The 17,008-nt window shown below is 58.0% G+C and carries 15 protein-coding genes; 3 read left to right on the top strand and 12 right to left on the bottom strand.

Annotation, left to right across the window (positions count from 1 at the left end):
- Window positions 1-15 precede the first annotated feature (15 nt).
- Complete coding sequence (gene gndA, locus F4V54_RS02325; protein WP_150386105.1) at window positions 16-1,515, bottom strand: NADP-dependent phosphogluconate dehydrogenase; 1,500 nt, start codon at window positions 1,513-1,515, stop codon at window positions 16-18.
- Between the two features lie 71 nt (window positions 1,516-1,586).
- On the opposite strand from gndA, the gene F4V54_RS02330 reads away from it, so the two are divergent.
- A complete protein-coding gene (locus F4V54_RS02330) occupies window positions 1,587-2,027 on the top strand; it encodes a PaaI family thioesterase (RefSeq protein ID WP_150386106.1) in 441 nt (146 codons plus the stop codon).
- Here the strand turns inward: F4V54_RS02330 and F4V54_RS02335 are convergent.
- Together F4V54_RS02335 and F4V54_RS02340 are read right to left on the bottom strand one after the other, a co-directional pair.
- On the bottom strand, window positions 2,024-3,094 hold the full coding sequence (locus F4V54_RS02335; RefSeq protein ID WP_150386107.1) for a magnesium and cobalt transport protein CorA: 1,071 nt from the start codon (window positions 3,092-3,094) through the stop codon (window positions 2,024-2,026). The two genes, F4V54_RS02330 and F4V54_RS02335, sit on opposite strands and share 4 nt — an antisense overlap.
- 153 nt (window positions 3,095-3,247) lie before the next feature.
- Entirely contained in the window at window positions 3,248-4,648 is a 1,401-nt protein-coding gene (locus tag F4V54_RS02340; protein WP_150386108.1) for an NAD(P)/FAD-dependent oxidoreductase, read from the bottom strand.
- A gap of 167 nt (window positions 4,649-4,815) precedes the next feature.
- Here F4V54_RS02340 and F4V54_RS02345 point away from each other — a divergent pair, with 167 nt between their 5' ends.
- Complete coding sequence (locus F4V54_RS02345; protein WP_249041204.1) at window positions 4,816-6,135, top strand: SAM-dependent methyltransferase; 1,320 nt, start codon at window positions 4,816-4,818, stop codon at window positions 6,133-6,135.
- Window positions 6,136-6,230: 95 nt separating this feature from the next.
- Here F4V54_RS02345 and F4V54_RS02350 read toward each other — a convergent pair whose 3' ends face one another.
- Both F4V54_RS02350 and F4V54_RS02355 read right to left on the bottom strand, forming a co-directional pair.
- Entirely contained in the window at window positions 6,231-6,968 is a 738-nt protein-coding gene (locus F4V54_RS02350; protein ID WP_150386109.1) for a YceI family protein, read from the bottom strand.
- A gap of 13 nt (window positions 6,969-6,981) precedes the next feature.
- A complete protein-coding gene (locus F4V54_RS02355; RefSeq protein ID WP_150386110.1) occupies window positions 6,982-7,332 on the bottom strand; it encodes a hypothetical protein in 351 nt (116 codons plus the stop codon).
- A gap of 153 nt (window positions 7,333-7,485) precedes the next feature.
- On the opposite strand from F4V54_RS02355, the gene F4V54_RS02360 reads away from it, so the two are divergent.
- Window positions 7,486-7,854, top strand: a complete 369-nt coding sequence (locus tag F4V54_RS02360) for an RNA polymerase-binding protein RbpA (RefSeq protein ID WP_034663239.1) — start codon at window positions 7,486-7,488, stop codon at window positions 7,852-7,854.
- A 101-nt stretch (window positions 7,855-7,955) separates the two neighbouring features.
- Here the strand turns inward: F4V54_RS02360 and F4V54_RS02365 are convergent, their stop codons facing one another.
- The 7 genes from F4V54_RS02365 to F4V54_RS02395 are packed head-to-tail and all read right to left on the bottom strand — an operon-like array spanning window position 7,956 to window position 16,984.
- Window positions 7,956-8,861, bottom strand: a complete 906-nt coding sequence (locus F4V54_RS02365; protein WP_150386111.1) for a polyprenol monophosphomannose synthase — start codon at window positions 8,859-8,861, stop codon at window positions 7,956-7,958.
- A gap of 9 nt (window positions 8,862-8,870) precedes the next feature.
- The gene (gene lnt, locus F4V54_RS02370; RefSeq protein ID WP_249041205.1) at window positions 8,871-10,466 is read right to left on the bottom strand and encodes an apolipoprotein N-acyltransferase; all 1,596 of its coding nucleotides are present in this window, start codon (window positions 10,464-10,466) and stop codon (window positions 8,871-8,873) included.
- Window positions 10,466-10,948: an FxsA family protein gene (locus tag F4V54_RS02375; RefSeq protein WP_034663266.1), complete on the bottom strand. Its 483-nt coding sequence runs from the start codon at window positions 10,946-10,948 to the stop codon at window positions 10,466-10,468. The genes lnt and F4V54_RS02375 overlap by 1 nt, the downstream gene beginning before the upstream one ends.
- A gap of 20 nt (window positions 10,949-10,968) precedes the next feature.
- Window positions 10,969-12,276 (bottom strand): lipase family protein, encoded by a 1,308-nt coding sequence (locus tag F4V54_RS02380; protein WP_150386112.1) that lies wholly within the window; start codon window positions 12,274-12,276, stop codon window positions 10,969-10,971.
- Between the two features lie 23 nt (window positions 12,277-12,299).
- Window positions 12,300-13,049 carry an SDR family oxidoreductase gene (locus tag F4V54_RS02385; RefSeq protein ID WP_150386113.1) on the bottom strand — a complete coding sequence of 250 codons (750 nt, stop codon included), beginning with the start codon at window positions 13,047-13,049 and terminating at the stop codon, window positions 12,300-12,302.
- An 18-nt stretch (window positions 13,050-13,067) separates the two neighbouring features.
- On the bottom strand, window positions 13,068-14,171 hold the full coding sequence (locus F4V54_RS02390; protein WP_346265110.1) for a M24 family metallopeptidase: 1,104 nt from the start codon (window positions 14,169-14,171) through the stop codon (window positions 13,068-13,070).
- A gap of 38 nt (window positions 14,172-14,209) precedes the next feature.
- Window positions 14,210-16,984 (bottom strand): DEAD/DEAH box helicase, encoded by a 2,775-nt coding sequence (locus tag F4V54_RS02395; RefSeq protein ID WP_150386115.1) that lies wholly within the window; start codon window positions 16,982-16,984, stop codon window positions 14,210-14,212.
- Between the last annotated feature and the right edge of the window lie 24 nt (window positions 16,985-17,008).

The following is a 17,008-nucleotide window of genomic DNA, read 5'->3' on the forward strand; positions in this document are numbered from 1 at the left end:
TGAACCCAAACCGCTTTAGTAGGACACTTCTTCGCGGTCACCAGACCAATTGGTGTGGTAGGTGCCTTCCATGTCCACGCGCTTGTACGTGTGAGCACCGAAGAAGTCGCGCTGCCCCTGAATCAGTGCAGCGGGGAGACGCTGTGCACGCAAGGAGTCGTAGTAGGACAGGCTGGAGGCAAAGACCGGGATGGGCAGGCCCAGCTGAGTTGCCACCACCACGACGCGGCGCCAAGAATCAATCAAGCCATTCTCCAGCTCACCGCGGAAGTACGGGTCAAGCAGAAGGGACGGCAGTTCCGGATCGTTGTTGTACGCCTCCGTGATGCGGTTGAGGAACTTGGCGCGGATGATGCAACCGCCCCGCCAAATCGTGGCTAAGTCTTGCGGCTTGATGTCCCAACCATGCTCCTGCGATCCCGCGGTAATCTCATCAAAGCCCTGCGCGTAGGCCACCAGCTTGGAGGCGTAAAGCGCACGGCGAACGTCCTCCACGAACTGATCCTTGTCCACGCCAAGGGCGTTTAAGTCAACGACATGGCCGGACGGCAAGCCCGTCTCCTGAACAGCCTGTCGCTGAGCAAGGGAAGAGGACAGCGCGCGGGCAAACACCGCTTCACCGATACCTGTGGTGGGTACGCCTAGATCCAATGCTTCCTTTACGGTCCAGCGACCGGTGCCTTTTTGGCCGGCAGCATCCACCACAACGTCAATAAACGGCTTGCCCGTCTTTGCATCAACCTGGCGCAGAACTTCAGCAGTGATCTCAATGAGGTAGGAGTCCAGGTCGCCCTGATTCCACTCGGAGAAGATCTCTGCGAGCTCAGCTGGCTCGATTCCCGCTGCGTAACGCAGTAGGTGGTAGGCCTCACCGATGACCTGCATGTCTGCGTACTCAATGCCGTTGTGCACCATCTTGACAAAGTGGCCCGCACCATCTGGACCAATGTGCTTAACACACGGAACGCCATCCACCTTGGCGGAAATATCCTCGAGCAACGGCCCCAGGGTCTCCCAGGATTCTTTCGGACCACCCGGCATGATCGACGGACCACGCAGCGCGCCCTCCTCACCGCCGGAAATGCCAGCACCTACAAAGTGGCGGCCTTTCGCAGCAACTTCTTTCTCACGGCGAATCGTGTCGGTAAAAAGCGCGTTACCGCCATCGATAATGATGTCGCCCTCATCCATCGCTTCCACCAGCTGATCAATCACATCGTCAGTGCCAGCGCCGGCAGCCACCATGATGACGGCCTTACGCGGACGCTCCAGCGTAGCCACAAAATCCTCAATAGTCTCTGACGGAATGAAAGAGCCCTCATCGCCGTATTGCTCCATCACAGCATGCGTCTTTTCCGGCGAACGGTTGTAAATAGCCACAGTGTGGCCACGGGAAGCAAAGTTACGGGCAAGGTTAGAACCCATCACAGCCATACCCACGACACCGATCTGCGCAAGACCAGCGGTGGAGGTAGTAGAGGAGGAGGCCTGAGTCGATGCGTCAATGGAAGTCATAGGAAAGAGCATACAAAGGTCTTTGCTTCAGCAGGCCACAAGGAATGTTTTCGTTGCTACAGTTTGGGTGCATGGACTTTAAAAACCTCAGCAACCTCGAAGAATTCCGCACGCGTCAACTGACTGAGAAGGAACTGTCCTTTCTTAACAGCCAGATGACTAAATTCGATGATTTCATTGGGCTCCAGTACACAGACTTCGGTCCGGAGAAAATGGTGGCCACGATCGAGGTCAGTCCGCACCTTCATCAGCCAGCTGGTCTGGTCAATGGAGGCGTGTTCTGCTCCATCGGGGAAAGCATGGGTTCCTTTGCCGGCTACCTGGCAGCAGGCGCACCTGTAGTGGGAATGAACAACAACACAGACCTCATCCGCAGCGTTAAGTCTGGTGTCATCGAAGCAGAGGCAACGCCCGTTCACGTGGGTAGCCGCACTCAGATTTGGAAGATTGAGATGCGCCACGAAGGCAAGCTAGCCGCGGTGACAACACTACGCACCATGGTGATGCGCTAGAGCCAGTGGTTCTTACGGAACCACCAGTACATGGCCGCCATGCTGCCCAGCATGACGAGCAGAACAACGGGGTAAGCGTAGTGCCATCCCAGTTCCGGCATGTATTCAAAGTTCATGCCATAAATACCCGCAATCATCGTAGGCAGTGCCGCCATACCAACCACTGCAGAAATCGTGCGCATGTCAGTGTTCTGCTGCATAGACACCTTGGCCACAGAAGCATCCAAGAGGGAAGACAACCGTTCATCAAAACCTGACACGGTATCGGTGACAATCATCGCGTTGTCCTGAACGTCACGCAGATAAGAGCGCAGTTCCTTGCTCAAGATATCATTGTGCAAGGAGAGCCCTGAACGTAGTGCTGGACCAAACGGGTCGATGGCGTGGCGCATTTCTAAAATCTCACGCTTGTACATATAAATCTTGTCGATGTTAATTTGCCGGCGTGGTGTAAACACCTCATTTTCTAGCTCATCGACATCTTCGCTCAGATAGGTGGTCACCCGAGCGTAATTCTCCACAATGTGGTCAGTGACTTTCCAGGCAACAGCCGCCGGGCCGAGGGAAGAAATCTCCGGGTCCTCAACCAACTCGCGGGTCAGATTGGGCAGCTCCGCATCATGGCGAATGGTGATCACGAAATTGCTACCAATGAGTATCTGCACCTCACCGGTAGAAATGATCTCGCGGAGGTCCGTCACCTCAGAATCATCACGGTATTCCACCGTGCGCACGACAATGAACAGTTGGTCCCCGTAGCGTTCAACTTTGGGGCGCTGGTGAGCCGTCACCGCGTCCTCCACGATCAGTTCGTGGATGCCAAACTGTTCAGCTACCTGCTCCATCTGCTCCACGCTGGGCTCTTTGAGAGAAAGCCACACATAGGCATTATCCGCTCCTTGCACGCGCTGCATAGCAGTGGAAAATTGGTACGTACCCGGTTGGTTCACCCCATCAACGAAGACGCGGCAGAAATCCACAGACCGTTCTACGGGGACAGGTAGGGGCCGCCGGTCACGGTGAGCTGACGCCTTCCTGTTACGCGGCAACGGAATCTTGGGCGGCATAGCGGGACCCCCTTTTCCTCTTGGGTCGTGATGGGTGGTGGGCAAAAACTTTTGGGGCGCAAGCGATACTACGCCCGATAACCGAAAAATCTCCACCCCGCTTCATATGCGAAAGGGGAGTGGAGATCAGCTGGTTGCTAATTCGATGAGGTTTTAATTCTCACCCTTGGTGTCGCGGATCTCTGCGAACTCATCGGCATCATCCCCAACCTGCTTTTCCAACTTCAGCAGGCCGGTACGTGCGTGCATGTGCTGAAGCGTGGACACCAAGTTGTATCGCTTCGGTGACAGGGCGTTGAGTGTCCACGTAAACATGGACACAATGCGGTTGCGCTTGGACACTAGGAAGGATACGTGGACCAGCAGCCACATGATCCAGCCCATGAACCCGGCGATTTCAACCTTGCCCATCTTCACCACAGCATGGAAACGGGACACGATGGCCATGGAACCCTTGTCAAAGTACTCAAATGCCTTTCGCTGGTCTGGCGCTTGGTTCTCCTCCACGCCGGCTTTAATAGCCTTCGCTGCGTACTCGCCGGACTGGATAGCCACCTGTGCTAGACCCGGCAGGCGGTCGAGGTTCATCATGTCGCCGACAACAAAGACGTTGCGGTGCTCCCCGACAGAGAGGTCCTTGTTCACAGGGACCTTGCCAGCACGGTCGACTTCGAGACCAGCCTGCTCTGCAACCATCTTGCCCAGTGGGGAAGCGGCCACACCAGCGGACCAGATCTTGGTGTAAGACTCAATCGTGGTTTCTTCGTCGGTAGTCATGTCCTTGTAGGTCACCGACTTCTCATCAAGGTTGGTCACCAAGGAGTTCAGGTACACGGTGACACCCAGGCGTTCGAGCTCACGCTGAGCCTTCTTGCCCAGACGCTTACCAAACGGCGGAAGGACCTGCGGAGCGCCGTCAAGAAGCACGATCTTGGCACTCGCCGGGCGGAAGTTGGAGTATTCATTGCGGAAGCTGCGGTGAGCTAACTCCGCCACCTGGCCGGCAAGCTCGACACCAGTCGGACCAGCACCAACGATGACGAAGGTGAGTAGGCGCTCGCGCTCGGCTGGGTCCTCAGTGACTTCAGCACGCTCAAAGGCAGAAACCAGGCGGGCACGAATCTCCAGAGCATGGTCAATGGTCTTCAAACCAGGAGCGAACTCAGCAAAATGATCATTACCAAAGTAGGACTGTCCAGCGCCGGCAGCAACAATGAGGGAGTCGTACTCATAGACACGGGTGACATCGCCTTCGGTGAAAGTGACGGTCTTGTCGTCCAGGTTGATGTCAGTAACATCTCCTCGCACAACGTCGGTGTTCTTCTGCTTGCCAAGGATCTGGCGGGTGGAGGTTGCAATCTCACCACTGCCGAGGATGCCGGTGGCTACCTGGTATAGGAGGGGCGGGAAGAGGTGAAAGTTCGTGCGGCTAATCAGCGTCACATCCACATCGGCGCCGTCCAGTTCGCGTGCGGCAAACAGCCCACCGAAACCCGAGCCAATAATGACAACGTGGTGGCGGTTTCCGGCTGGACGGTACGGTTTGTTGGACATGTAAAAACTCCTTTAAGTTTTCTTTTTGAGCGCGTAGCTTTTTTCGAGCCTGTTTTAGCCTGGGTAAAGCCTATAGGCAGATCCGCCATGTGATCATACGCGCGTTTGTTTTGTGGGCACGCCGTGGCTCCGCATTTGGGGCATCCCAAAGGTCTATCCTGAACCACGTGCCCACTCATTCCGCTTATTCTGCTCATCTGGATTCCCTGGACGCCGAACGTTGGCCGTCCCTCGTGTATATCCCTTCAGCTGCAGGAATGCGCCTCCGCGCCCGACTAGCGGAGGCAAGGTTTGCTAAACACTGCACCCACGCAAACCTCGAAGTGTCACTGGGCAGAGACCATGACTTGGTGGTGGATCATGCACAACTTTTTGAACGTATTGCCGTGCGAGGTTGGGTGGGTCTCGCCGAGGGGTATATGGCAGGAGAGTGGCATACGGATACCCCCTCGGACCTAGTGAGGGTAATCCGAGGCCTGCTTGCCTCTGGGTATTCCCCGAAAACACCGCACATTAAGGACAATCCGCAACTTGTCGGAGGAGAGGTCCCACCGGAACTCGTCACACGATATGCGGGGGATGGCATGAGTGCTTTCGCCGGCCATTTCGCTACCGGCGTTCCCACGACGGAGCGCATGAGCCGAAAGTCTTTCGTGCCAGCGGCCGGGCGTGGCAAGGAGCCCACGAACTACTTCGTGGCCACAACACATTTCGCATCGCCACTGGAAACAATGAAGCATGACCTCGGTGATGCCCAGTCGCGGAGCGTGAGCATGCTTCTCGACGAAGCCGGGGTGCGCGCCGGCACTCAAGTCGCCGAAATCCCGTGTTCAGGTGGTGCTGTAACAATCGCTGCAGCTTCGCGCCGCGCAACTGTCGATGCGCTGGTGACCGACCCGGCGGTCGTCCGAACGCTGCGTGAGCGCCTGACGCTCGCTGGGGTAGCGGATTCCGTGCATATTAGCGTGGTGGAAGATCTGTCCCTCGCGTTGATGCATCGTGCGGGACGTTACGACGCAATCGTGTGTGTAGAGAATATAGAAACCTTGCCTAAGCCACACCAACGGGCACGCCTACAACTGATCGACGCATTGCTGGCAAAGAATGGCAGGGCAGTAATCCAAAGCGTGACCGCCACGGAGAAGTTCTCGAAGCCCGCCCGGGATGCCATCGAATCCTTACGCGCCTACATCTGGCCATCGCTGGACTACAGCGATTCTGACGAGCTGAGGAAGGTCGCGGATAAATACACCGGTTTGCGCGTGATTAGTGAGACGCATGCACCGGACCATCTAGCGTTGTCACTCAAGCATCAGCTGACCACGTTCCAAGGCCAACTGCGCGAAGCAGCGGCTGACGGCTTTGACGTGGTTTACCGGCGCCTGTGGGTCTGGCAGCTAGCTCTGCGCCAGGCAATGGCTGAATTAGGGATGCTCGACGTTGTTCAGTACACACTCACACACCGGAACAGGCGGGGAGTGCGCTAATAGCTCGCCTTAAGAATTAAGAAACCTTCCCCAAGCCCTACTTGACATAATGTACATTATCGGACAAAAGGGGAAGGAATGGCGTCTATCCTTGTTTAATCCTTCTTCACCAGGTTGAGGCGAATGTTGATCTCGCCCTCCTCGGCAATCTTGGCCGCGACGAAGTCTGGTGTCTCCACACCGTAATCAAGGCGATCAAACGGAATGTCCGCATGCACGATGACGTGGTCACCGGTGCGTAACACTGTGAAGTCCTGGGTCACTTCATTGGTGGTTCCGCGAATAGTCAGATCACCTGTCAGCGTTACCGTGCCCGTCGTGCCATCCTCCGGCAAGGCGGAAACGTCAGCCGGCTGCGTCAGGACGAAATGCGCTTCTGGATACTTCTCTGTGTGAAGGATCTTCCTGCGCACATTAACGTCACGGCGGTCACGGTCCGTGACGATATTAGTCATATCCACGGTCACCTCGCCAGCAGTCAAAGTGCCCGACTCAATGGTCATTTCACCGCTAACAGCCGTTGTGGAGCCTGATGTGGTGCGCGCATCACCCGGCAGCAATTCATCGAACGTGAAACCGGCCGAGGTGTAGTTCTTACCCTGGCGGCTGAGCACCTCCCACGTGCCGTCCATATCCGTCGTTGCCGGCTTAGCGCCAGCCGTGTCGATGGGCTCGGTCTTAATGCCAGGCGTGGCCATCAATGCCATCACCAAAGGAATGATGGCAAGCAACGCGAGGATGGTTACGGCAATGACGCCGCCAATGATAATCGGCTTGTTGTTGCGTTGTTTCTTTTCGCGTATAGCCTCGCCATCACGCTCAATATCGCTCATGCTCGCACCTTCCTTAACGGATCTGTTCTAGCTTCTTAGCCATGGTAACCAGCTCAGTGCATAACGACTCAATCTCCTCAGCATCCGCACCCTCCTTGGCTGCCGTGGCAATGTCTTCAGCTGCGCACCTCAGCTCAAAGAGACGGTCACGAATACTCTCCGCGCGTTGCGCACCAACCTCGTCGCTCTCAAACGCTTCCAGGGTGTTTCTCGTTCGCGCCGGAATCCCTCGGCGTGCCTCATAGGCACGCTGCTTACAGGAGTCGCCGCAATATTTTCTGCGACGACCACGGCCTAGTGTTTGTTCAAAGGGCCGACCGCACCATTCACAGTCGGAGAGCACTTCCCCACTACCGTTATCCATAGCACTCAATATCGTACCGTGACGAAATAAAGATCTCCGCATTGGCACGGAACAAACCGAGCCGAAACTGCGTTATTCAGATGAATCGTTATACTCGTAGATCGCACGGCCTTGAGTTTAGGCCGAGACTTTGAATGAAGGGATTGGTAAAGCATGGCTGACCGGGTACTCCGTGGTAGTCGCATGGGCGCAGTGAGCTACGAAACGGACCGTGACCACGACTTAGCTCCCCGCAGGATGGCCAAGTACCGCACCCCATCCGGTGAGATTTTCGAGATCCCCTTCGCTGACGATGCAGAGATTCCCGAGGAATGGCCATGCAAGAACGGCCAAACCGGTACCCTCATGGAGGGCGAAGGTGTGGAATCCAAGCCGGTGAAGCCACCGCGCACCCACTGGGACATGCTGTGTGAGCGCCGCACGCTCGACGAGCTCGACGAATTACTCGAGGAGCGTCTAGATCAGCTCCGCAAGCGTCGCCGCGCTGCAGCACGCCTGGCTAAGGAGCAGGCAGAGGGCTAAGTCGATCTGTCGGCAAGCCTGACGCTTCCGTCGATAAGCAAAAAGCAAACTACCCGGCCAGCTCGTTTGAGCCGACCGGGTATTCGCATGTGTCGAGACTTTTAGTGGCGGTTGTTCACCAGACGTCCGACTTCGTATTTGAGCAGCTTCGTGCCTTCCTCCGCCATATCCTTAGTCGTTGTGGCCATGCGGGAAAGCTTGCGCGGGATTTTGTTCGCACCCAGTTCGGATAGCTGGTACTTAGCAAGGCGACCGAATTCATGGGTGAGATTGCGCAGCTGCGTGGAACGGCGCTCAAAGCCCCACTTGGACACCTCAATGAGGGAGTCCTTGGCAAAACTGGCGTCCAACTTGGACTCACCCAGGGTGCGGTCCGTGAAAGTGATGGGCACTTCGCGGACATCAAAGCCTTCCTGGTCCGCCTTATCGGCGATTTGCACCTGGAAGATGTAGCCTTTGCGGGAAAGCTCATCGAAGTTAATGGACTCAAGAACTTCACGACGAAAGGCGCGGTAGCCAGCCGTCATATCCGCAACGTCAGTACCCAATGCGAGCGACACGTACATGTTGCCAGCCTTGGACAGCAAGTAGCGGTTACGAGGCCAGTTCACGGCTTCACCGCCCTCGATGTAGCGGGAACCGATGACAAGGTCCGCACCCGCATCAATAGCGGAAAGAAGGCGAGGGAATTCTTCCGGCGCGTGTGAACCATCCGCATCCATCTGACAGATGACCTGGTAATCGCGCTCCAAACCCCACTCAAAACCAGCAACGTAGGCTCCCAGCAGGCCAGTCTTCTCCTGGCGGTGCAGGACATGAACCTGCTTGTCAGCCGCTGCGATCTCATCGGCCTTGACGCCGGTGCCGTCGGGCGAATTATCGTCAACAACAAGGATCTCCACTTCCGGCGTTGCTTCACGCACACGTCCGATGATGAGCGGAAGGTTTTCCAACTCGTTGTAGGTGGGGATGATCACCAGCGTTGAGTCACTGGGTTTACCAGCCACGGTTTCTCCTTATTGTTGGGTACGGTGCAGCGCAAGCTGCTCATCGGTCAACTTTGAAGCATACCCCCGCCGAACCCGGAACAACGACGCGAGCATGATCACAAGCCCAAATCCTGCCAACAACCACTGAATAATCTGACCGTAACGCACCGCGATAGTGACAGAATCACGCAGAGGCAACTGCTCAATTAGATGCGCCGGCTCAAAAATCTCGGTGTGCTGGGACACCGAACCGTCCGGCTGCACGATCGCGGACACACCCGAGGTGGCAGCCACAACCACTGCTCGGTCCGTCTCAATTGCCCGCAGCCGGCTCATTGCCAATTGCTGATAGGTCATGTCTGTGAACCCGAAGGTGGCGTTGTTGGTCGGTGTGGTGAGGATCTGCGCGCCCGCCATCACAGCATCACGATAAGCCATGTCAAACGCAACTTCGTAGCAGGTGGCCACACCAACCACGTAGCCGCCCATGTTCACGGCACCATTTCCTGTACCGGGCTTAAGATCCCCGGCTTGATCTACGTACGGGGAAAAACGTCGGAAGAAATCCCGCATGGGCATCCACTCACCGAACGGCTGCAGATACTTCTTGTGATGCTTATCCCCTGCCCCATCTACTGGGTCGAATACTACCGCCGTATTACGGTCCCCAACGTTGTCCTTGGTCAGCGTGCCCACGAGCACCGGCGCTTGGACGTCTTCGACGGCCCCCATGATGAGATCCCGCGCTTGATCATCCCGGAATGGGTTCACATCCGAGGCGTTCTCCGGCCAGAACACTAGATCCGCGTGGCGGTTCTGTGAATGTAGTTCTGCAGCGAGCTCATGCGTACGTTGAACATGGTTGTCCAGCACTGCACGCCGCTGCGCGTTGAAATCCAGGCCCAAGCGCGGAACGTTGCCCTGAACTGCCGCAACTGTGACCTCGCCGGTCGTGTGGGAGTCCTTGTTCACATTCAATCCTGCGGCAGCCCCCGCCATCAGCGGGACAATGACCAGTGCACATGCGATCAATGCCTGTGATCGTGACTGCGATCGTCCGTGCTGCCCCTTACGGGGCAGCACGAGGACCCCGGTGGCAAGGGCACTGGCCACGAGAACTTCCGCGCAAGTGATCAGGGCCGGGCCACCGATCCACGACAGGTTAGCCAGTGGTCCATTGATTTGCCCCCACGCCAATCGCACCCATGAAAAGCCGCCAAAGGGGAAGGAAGACAACGCGTATTCCACCGCCACGTACACAAAGGGGAATGCGATGAACCCGTATTTCATGCGCCCAAGCAGTGTGCCGAATATACCGGTGACAATCGAGTACAGCGCGCAAAAAATCGACAATGCCACCCACGGCAACGCACCAACAAACTCGCCCACCCACGGCAAAAGTGGCAGGTACAAGCACAGTGCATAGACAAAGCCGCTCAACGCACCGAGTTTCACACTGGGCCCTGACGCCTTGCCCCAGGGCTGAAGTGCGGCCCACAACAAAGCGATTCCAGCAATACCCGCGAAGGAGTGCCCATGCGGTTCAAAGGAAAAATACGTAAGCCCCCCGGCGAGCCCCGCGAGAACAACACGCAAGCAAGCGATCACCATAGGACGGTCCATTAGCGCGTATCCCCCGCTTCCCCGAAGTCCTCGGGGCGAGCGTCCTGGGACCACTGCTCAATCTCGTCGTGGTCAATGAACGATCCATACGTGGGTGAATACCCGCTCATAGGCGAAGAGCTGTAGAACTTCACCCCGAAATCCTCAATCTTCTTCTGCCAGCTACGAGCGAGCAACGCACGAATCAGCTCACGGGTCGGGCGGAAAACAAGCAAGACACCGCACATTGACGAGATATAGCCTGGCACAACGGATAGCCCCAAACCGGCCGCAACGAGTGCCGTGCCGCCGGCAAATTGGCCCATGCTTGTGCTCCCCATCGACGCACGCTCGACCTCAGAACGCAGAGCCAGACTGGCTGCCACTGCACCGAACGCCATCAGGATGAACAGACCAGCGAGCGCCCAACCCACACCGACGAGCTTGCTCACTCCCCAGAATGCAAGCGCTTCTATCAGGACGTAGATAGCAAAATAGGGCATGCGGTGAACACTACCGCAGACTAACTCTTTTGGAGCTGGCCGATCAACCACGTCACATCATCGTGCATCCAGATGAAAAACGGGATGAGGTGCTTGCCCACGTCGAAACGCAACAGCGGGAACAACCGGCGTGTCAGCAAGTCAATCCCCCATTCGTCGGCAAGCTTTTTCGTGGAGGCATACGGGATGATGTCATCGTGAACACTTGCCCACAGGCGCGTGTGCACACGTGGCCGACGTGAACCCAATCGCATGTTGTCCAACGCTTTACGGGTAGCAGGCAACGAGTCGATCACCTCAGACAATGAGCGCTTATCGACGATCCAGCTCGACGTGTCCTGGCGTGCTGAATGTGGCATGGCCCCCAGTACGCAACGTTTCCGGGCCAGCTCTAGGAGTTCCTGCGCCGTGTCTGTCAGCAGTGGAGCAAGCTCCGCTTCGATCTTTGGGTCCGTGGCCATTAACCCATCGAGTGCGTAGGGCAGAACGAACGAGGCCGTCTCTGACTCAACGTGATCCAGGATCGCGTCAAAGTCAGACGGCGGGGCTCCACACACCGCAGCCTTCGGTTGAATTTCCCCGGCGTACTCCGGCTCCTCCACAGCAGCTGCGACCGTGCCGCCGCCTTGGGAGAAACCGAAGAGTCCCAGGGACTCACTCCCCACGCTGAGATGGTGTGCAGCCCGCACCGCGTCATAAAGCGCATGCGCCCCAGCGACGTGATTGCAGTACAGTTGTCTCCCTGATTCCGGATCACGTGGATAGTCCGTCACCACCACGTGGCACCCCGCAGCCACGAACATGTTGATCGCGGGCTGCTCGTAGGCCGAAATGATATCGAGTGGCAGCTTGATCGACGTGAATACCGACAGCGAGTGTGAGGGGTCACAGTGCGGTGCCGTGCCTTGCGTGCCTGGTGCATGTGCGATGACGGGGCGCGGACCACTGCCCTCCCTGGGATTATTCGAGCGAATCACCAGACCGGTAGCCAGCAGCGGACGGCCCTCCGCATCCGTCGTCGAGTATTCGATGCGCCATGCGGTACCCGAGTTCATAGACGAGTTGAGGCCCATCACGCGAACCTCATCAGCGCGGATGAGCTCGCCGTTGGTCTGACCCGCTAGCCACTGCGGGTTAATGTCGGGTGCTTCCGGGTTCCGCCGGGGAGTTAGAAAGTCCAACATAAGCGGTAAAAGCGTACGGATGTACAACCCGTGCGTCCCTGATTTTCGTGTCTGCCTGCATCCCACGGCAACAACTGCGGCAACAGCCCCCAGAGCGCCCGCGATTACAGTGCGGCGAATAACGCGGTTCTTCTTCGTCGACATCGTTGGCTCCTTTAACCTTGGGTTTAACGTGGCATGTGGCGCCAGATAGGCCGCGGCACACACCGCATGACCCACGCCAAGACCTGCAGTTGTCGCGGAATCCACACCGTACGGCTGCCTTCCTTCCGCACCGCGCCAACCACAGCATCAGCCACTTGATCCGGTGTCACGGACATGGGCGCGGGCTTCATGCCCTCGGTCATCGAGCCGATGACAAAGCCCGGCCGTGCCGTAATCAGCTTCAAGGGCCCACCATGCAACCGATCGGCCAACCCCTGGCAGAAAGCATCGAGCCCAGCTTTCGTCGAGCCGTACACGTAGTTCGCGCGCCGTGCCCGCCAGCCGGCGATGGAAGAGAAAGCGAAAATCTCGCCTGCCGCCATGACATCCGTAAGCACAGTGAGCATACTCACTTGTGCGACGTAATCAATGGTGGCGATCTCCGCCGCGTGCGTTTCATCGTGCTCAGCGCGTTCCTGATCGCCCAAGATTCCAAAGGCCACAATTGCCGTGGTGATGGGTCCGCCTGCGCCGGCTTCTTCCACAACACTGCGATGCGAGGCAAGGTCCGTCGCCTCAAACCTCAGGGACTTTACCTGCGTGGCTCCTGCGCCGAGCAGTCTCTTTTCCACTTCCCCGAAGCGATCCGGGTTTCTCCCCGCCAGCACGACCTTTCGTCCAGCACACATCCGGACGGCAATCTCGCCCCCGATGTCACTGGTGGCGCCGAGGAGGAGAACCGTTCCGTCGTGTGGGCTGGCGTGGTGTGTCATGCCTGCCGATTATATGGATCAGTGACTTTCACCGAGTAGGTTTTTCGGCGCCAGGTTCAATGGGCGGGCGCCATTTGCCTCAAGTACCACGATGTCCTCAATGCGCATGCCCCACTGGCCGTCGACGTAGATGCCCGGCTCGATGGAAAAGACCATTCCTTCTTGCAGGACCGTGTCGCTGCCACTGACAAGGAAAGGCGGCTCGTGGAGGGCCAATCCGATGCCGTGTCCAAGACGGTGCGAGAAATTAACGCCATAGCCCGCCTGGTTAATGCGTCCACGCGCCACTGCATCTAGTTCACCAGCGGTCATGCCGGGACGTGCCGTCGATAATGCTTCCAACTGCGCTGCCCGCAGCTCCTCATAGGCCGCGAGGACAGCACGGTCTGGCATGGACTCCACCGCGTAGGTACGCGTGCAATCGGAATGGTAGCCACTGGCCAGAGAACCACCGATGTCCACCACCACGGGCTCACCCGACTGCAGCACCCGATCAGAGAAGTCATGGTGCGGGTTGGCACCGTTGGGGCCGGAGCCGACGATGACAAAGTCGACAGTGGCGTGTTCCTTCAGAATGAGCTGTGCAATCTCGTCGGCCACGTCACGTTCGGTGCTCCCCGCGACGAGGAGGTCCGGCACGGCAGCATGAACCGCGTCGATAGCATGCGCAGCCTTTTCCAGCTCGGCGATTTCCTCTGGTTCTTTCACCGCGAAGACATCGCTCAGCACATCATTGGCAAGAACCGTCTCCCCTATCTCCCCCGCCATCTGCAAACGCAGTACATGATCAGCAGTGAGCGAAGAACCCAATGCCACCGGGCGATCCGCAAGCACATTAGCGATGCGATCGTATGGTTCGTTGCCATCGCGCCAGGTCTCCACCACGACACCGGGGATGTCACCTACCTCCGCCACAGCGGACGCATCAGTCGCCGGCGCGAAGAGTCGGGCATAGCCCACGGGTGGCACGACCAAAGCAGTAAGCCTCTCGTGGGAGGTGGACCACGAGCCGGTGAGATACGCGAGCTCCGCGCCGGCACCGATGATGGCACCGCTGAGACCTGAATCAGCAATGCGTTTCTGAAGGGTGCCTATCCGGCGGGCGTAGATATCAAGCATCATGCCCGCCATCGTAAAACGCTGACGCGTTGAAGGGCACGTTAGTTGCCAATAGCAACCACGCCACGACGAATCGCGTCGACTGCCTTGCGGGCATTCTGCTTGATCTCCTCGGAGTAGCCGGTGCGCACGATCTGCTCCAATAGATCGATGACTTGGCGGCACCATCGGACAAAATCACCCGGGGTGAGCTCCGCACCCGATTCCGCGGCTGCCGCCAGCGCGTAGCCCAAAGGCGCGCCCGCGCACCACTGGTGGATGGACAAGGCAAAGCTGGGGTCCGGAATATTGGTCAGTGGCAGACGGTGGCGCTGCTCATCACTGGTCAGCTCCCCGTGGATCCGGTTGGTCGCGTTCATGGCATCCGCCATGCGGTCGGTCGCAGCCTCCGGGTACCCACCGGTTGTCTTGCGGTTCTCAAACACGCACATGGAGGCCACGCCAGCGAGTTCCGCCGGGTCGAGCTCATCCCAGATCCCGCGTTTGAGGCACTGCGCGACCAGCAAGTCGGACACGTTGTGGATGCGCGCGAGGCGCTCGCCCTCCTCGGTGACGGTTGGCTCGCCATCGATGATCTCCACATAATCCATCTCAGTGAGCAGCCCAATGATGCGCTCAAAGGTCTTGCCCAAGGTATCGGTCTGCGCGTTCACATTCGTTTGGGTTGCAGCCAAAGCGCATTCTTCGCGCACGATCTCCTCACCAATCCGGGCCAACCGCTCACGTTCCGCTGGGGGCCAGGAGTGGACGGGGTGGCTACGGATTGCGTCTCGAAGCTCAATCATGCGTTTCGACGGCCGCACCCGCGCCTGCGCCTTCAGCTTCTTTGGCGCCTTGAAGCGACCGCGGTTGAGCTCTTGGACAACCTTGCGGGTGTGTTTGCGTGGCTTGTGCGCGATATCGCGTGGCACCTTGATCGAGCCGACGACAACCGGTGCGTTAGCAAAGGCCGCGGCATCAATACGGCCGGACCAGCCCCGTTCCGTGGTGATCCACGGCCGCGGATCGTCTTTCCGTCCAGCAGGCGCAACCACGGCGGCGAGCTCTGGACGGCGCTTCGACGGTAATGCGATGACATCACCAATCTGAAGGCGCCCGAGCACGCGTTGAACCTCCTTGTTGCGCTCTGTCAAGGAGTTCTTCTTGGAACGCTTCTCCTCCTCGGAAAGATCGCGCCGCAAGCGGGTGTACTCGACGAGCTCGGCTGCATAATCATCGCTTTCATCGAAACCGAGCTCTGCGATCTCCGCGTTGAGTGTGGTGCGGAGTGACTCGATCTTGTTCCTCTTCCGTTCGATGTTGCGGACTTCACCGACGACACTGCGGTCAGTCTGGAACTGCGCAAACGATTTCTCAATCAGTCGGATCGAGGCCTCAAAGCCATTCATCTGCAGCATGTTGATGGCCATGTTGTAGCCCGGCGTGAACAGTGAGATCAGCGGGTACGTGCGCGTCGATGCAAGGCCTGCCACCGCGCGCGGGTCCATCGCGGGCGACCACTGCACCACCGCGTTACCAATCGTGTCAATGCCACGACGGCCCGCACGACCGGTGAGCTGCGTGTACTGGCCGGGTGTCAGATCAACGTGTGCATCGCCGTTGAATTTGACCAGCTTCTCCAAGACCACGGTGCGCGCTGGCATGTTGATGCCCAGCGCCAAGGTCTCCGTGGCAAAGACAACACGCACGAGCCCCTGCACGAAAAGCTTTTCGACGATGTGTTTAAACGCCGGCAACAACCCCGCATGGTGCGCGGCGAAACCCCTTGACCACGCTGTGCGCAGCTGGCGGAAGTTGAGAACCTCAAGGTCCTCTTCCGGGATTCCCTCGACTCCTTCATCCGTAATTTGCTTGATCAGTTCTGCTTCCTCCGGAGTGGTCAGTTCCTTACGCGAGCGCAGGCATTGGAAAAGAGCGCCGTCACAACCCGCGCGGGAGAAGATGAACACGATGGCAGGCAGCATGTCCCGGCCTTTGAGGGACTCCACGACCTCCGGCCTCCCAACAGGGCGGACACGATCCTGTGGTCGCTGGTAACCACTGCGGCCACCACCACCGGAACGGGAACGGAAACCGCGCCCCTCACGGAAATCTTCACGGCCTTCATTGGCGGCACCGGATTCAAGGCGCTCAATCGTGCGCTCCAGATCCTTGTTCACCTGCCCGTCGGTGCCTGGTTCAAACAGCGGGAGGATCTTGCGTTGCACCATCATGAACTGATTGAGCGGCACGGGGCGCTTCTCCGAGACGATCACTGCCGTGTCCCCACGGACCTCACCCAACCATTCGCCGAATTCCTCCGAGTTGGACACCGTGGCAGACAAACCAATGATGCGAACGGATTCATCGAGGTTCAGGATGATCTCTTCCCACACCGCTCCCCTATCGCGGTCCGCCAGGTAGTGGATCTCATCCATCACCACGTGCGAAAGACGATCAAGCGCCGGCGATTCGGCATAGATCATGTTGCGCAAGACTTCCGTGGTCATGACCACGATCTCAGCATTGCCGTTGATGCTTGTATCGCCGGTGAGAAGACCCACTGCATCTTCGCCATGCTCATCGACGAGGTCGTGGTACTTCTGGTTGCTCAGCGCCTTAATCGGCGTGGTGTAAAAACACTTTGTCCCTCTTGAGAGGGCCAAAGAAACTGCGAATTCACCGACAACGGTTTTGCCCGAGCCCGTCGGGGCGCACACGAGCACCCCACGATCATCTTCTACTGCTTGGCAGGCCTCCACCTGAAAATCATCGAGGGGGAAGCTCTTGGTGGCACGAAACTCGTCAAGATGCGAAGAAAATGGGCCAGATTCCATGCCCTCCACCCTACGTGGTAGTGG

Source organism: Corynebacterium tuscaniense, assembly GCF_008693065.1.
Lineage (GTDB): Bacteria > Actinomycetota > Actinomycetes > Mycobacteriales > Mycobacteriaceae > Corynebacterium > Corynebacterium tuscaniense.

What these genes read in the sequence shown, in the direction of transcription:
- F4V54_RS02350 (WP_150386109.1), bottom strand. Translation starts at nt 6,968, where the DNA reads ATGAGCGATATTGAGCGTGATGGCGAGGCTATACGCGAAAAGAAACAA.
- F4V54_RS02395 (WP_150386115.1), bottom strand. Translation starts at nt 16,984, where the DNA reads ATGGAATCTGGCCCATTTTCTTCGCATCTTGACGAGTTTCGTGCCACC.
- F4V54_RS02330 (WP_150386106.1), top strand. Translation starts at nt 1,587, where the DNA reads ATGGACTTTAAAAACCTCAGCAACCTCGAAGAATTCCGCACGCGTCAA.
- F4V54_RS02335 (WP_150386107.1), bottom strand. Translation starts at nt 3,094, where the DNA reads ATGCCGCCCAAGATTCCGTTGCCGCGTAACAGGAAGGCGTCAGCTCAC.
- F4V54_RS02360 (WP_034663239.1), top strand. Translation starts at nt 7,486, where the DNA reads ATGGCTGACCGGGTACTCCGTGGTAGTCGCATGGGCGCAGTGAGCTAC.
- F4V54_RS02390 (WP_346265110.1), bottom strand. Translation starts at nt 14,171, where the DNA reads ATGATGCTTGATATCTACGCCCGCCGGATAGGCACCCTTCAGAAACGC.
- F4V54_RS02380 (WP_150386112.1), bottom strand. Translation starts at nt 12,276, where the DNA reads ATGTCGACGAAGAAGAACCGCGTTATTCGCCGCACTGTAATCGCGGGC.
- F4V54_RS02340 (WP_150386108.1), bottom strand. Translation starts at nt 4,648, where the DNA reads ATGTCCAACAAACCGTACCGTCCAGCCGGAAACCGCCACCACGTTGTC.
- F4V54_RS02355 (WP_150386110.1), bottom strand. Translation starts at nt 7,332, where the DNA reads ATGGATAACGGTAGTGGGGAAGTGCTCTCCGACTGTGAATGGTGCGGT.
- F4V54_RS02385 (WP_150386113.1), bottom strand. Translation starts at nt 13,049, where the DNA reads ATGACACACCACGCCAGCCCACACGACGGAACGGTTCTCCTCCTCGGC.
- F4V54_RS02375 (WP_034663266.1), bottom strand. Translation starts at nt 10,948, where the DNA reads ATGCCCTATTTTGCTATCTACGTCCTGATAGAAGCGCTTGCATTCTGG.
- lnt (WP_249041205.1), bottom strand. Translation starts at nt 10,466, where the DNA reads ATGGACCGTCCTATGGTGATCGCTTGCTTGCGTGTTGTTCTCGCGGGG.
- gndA (WP_150386105.1), bottom strand. Translation starts at nt 1,515, where the DNA reads ATGACTTCCATTGACGCATCGACTCAGGCCTCCTCCTCTACTACCTCC.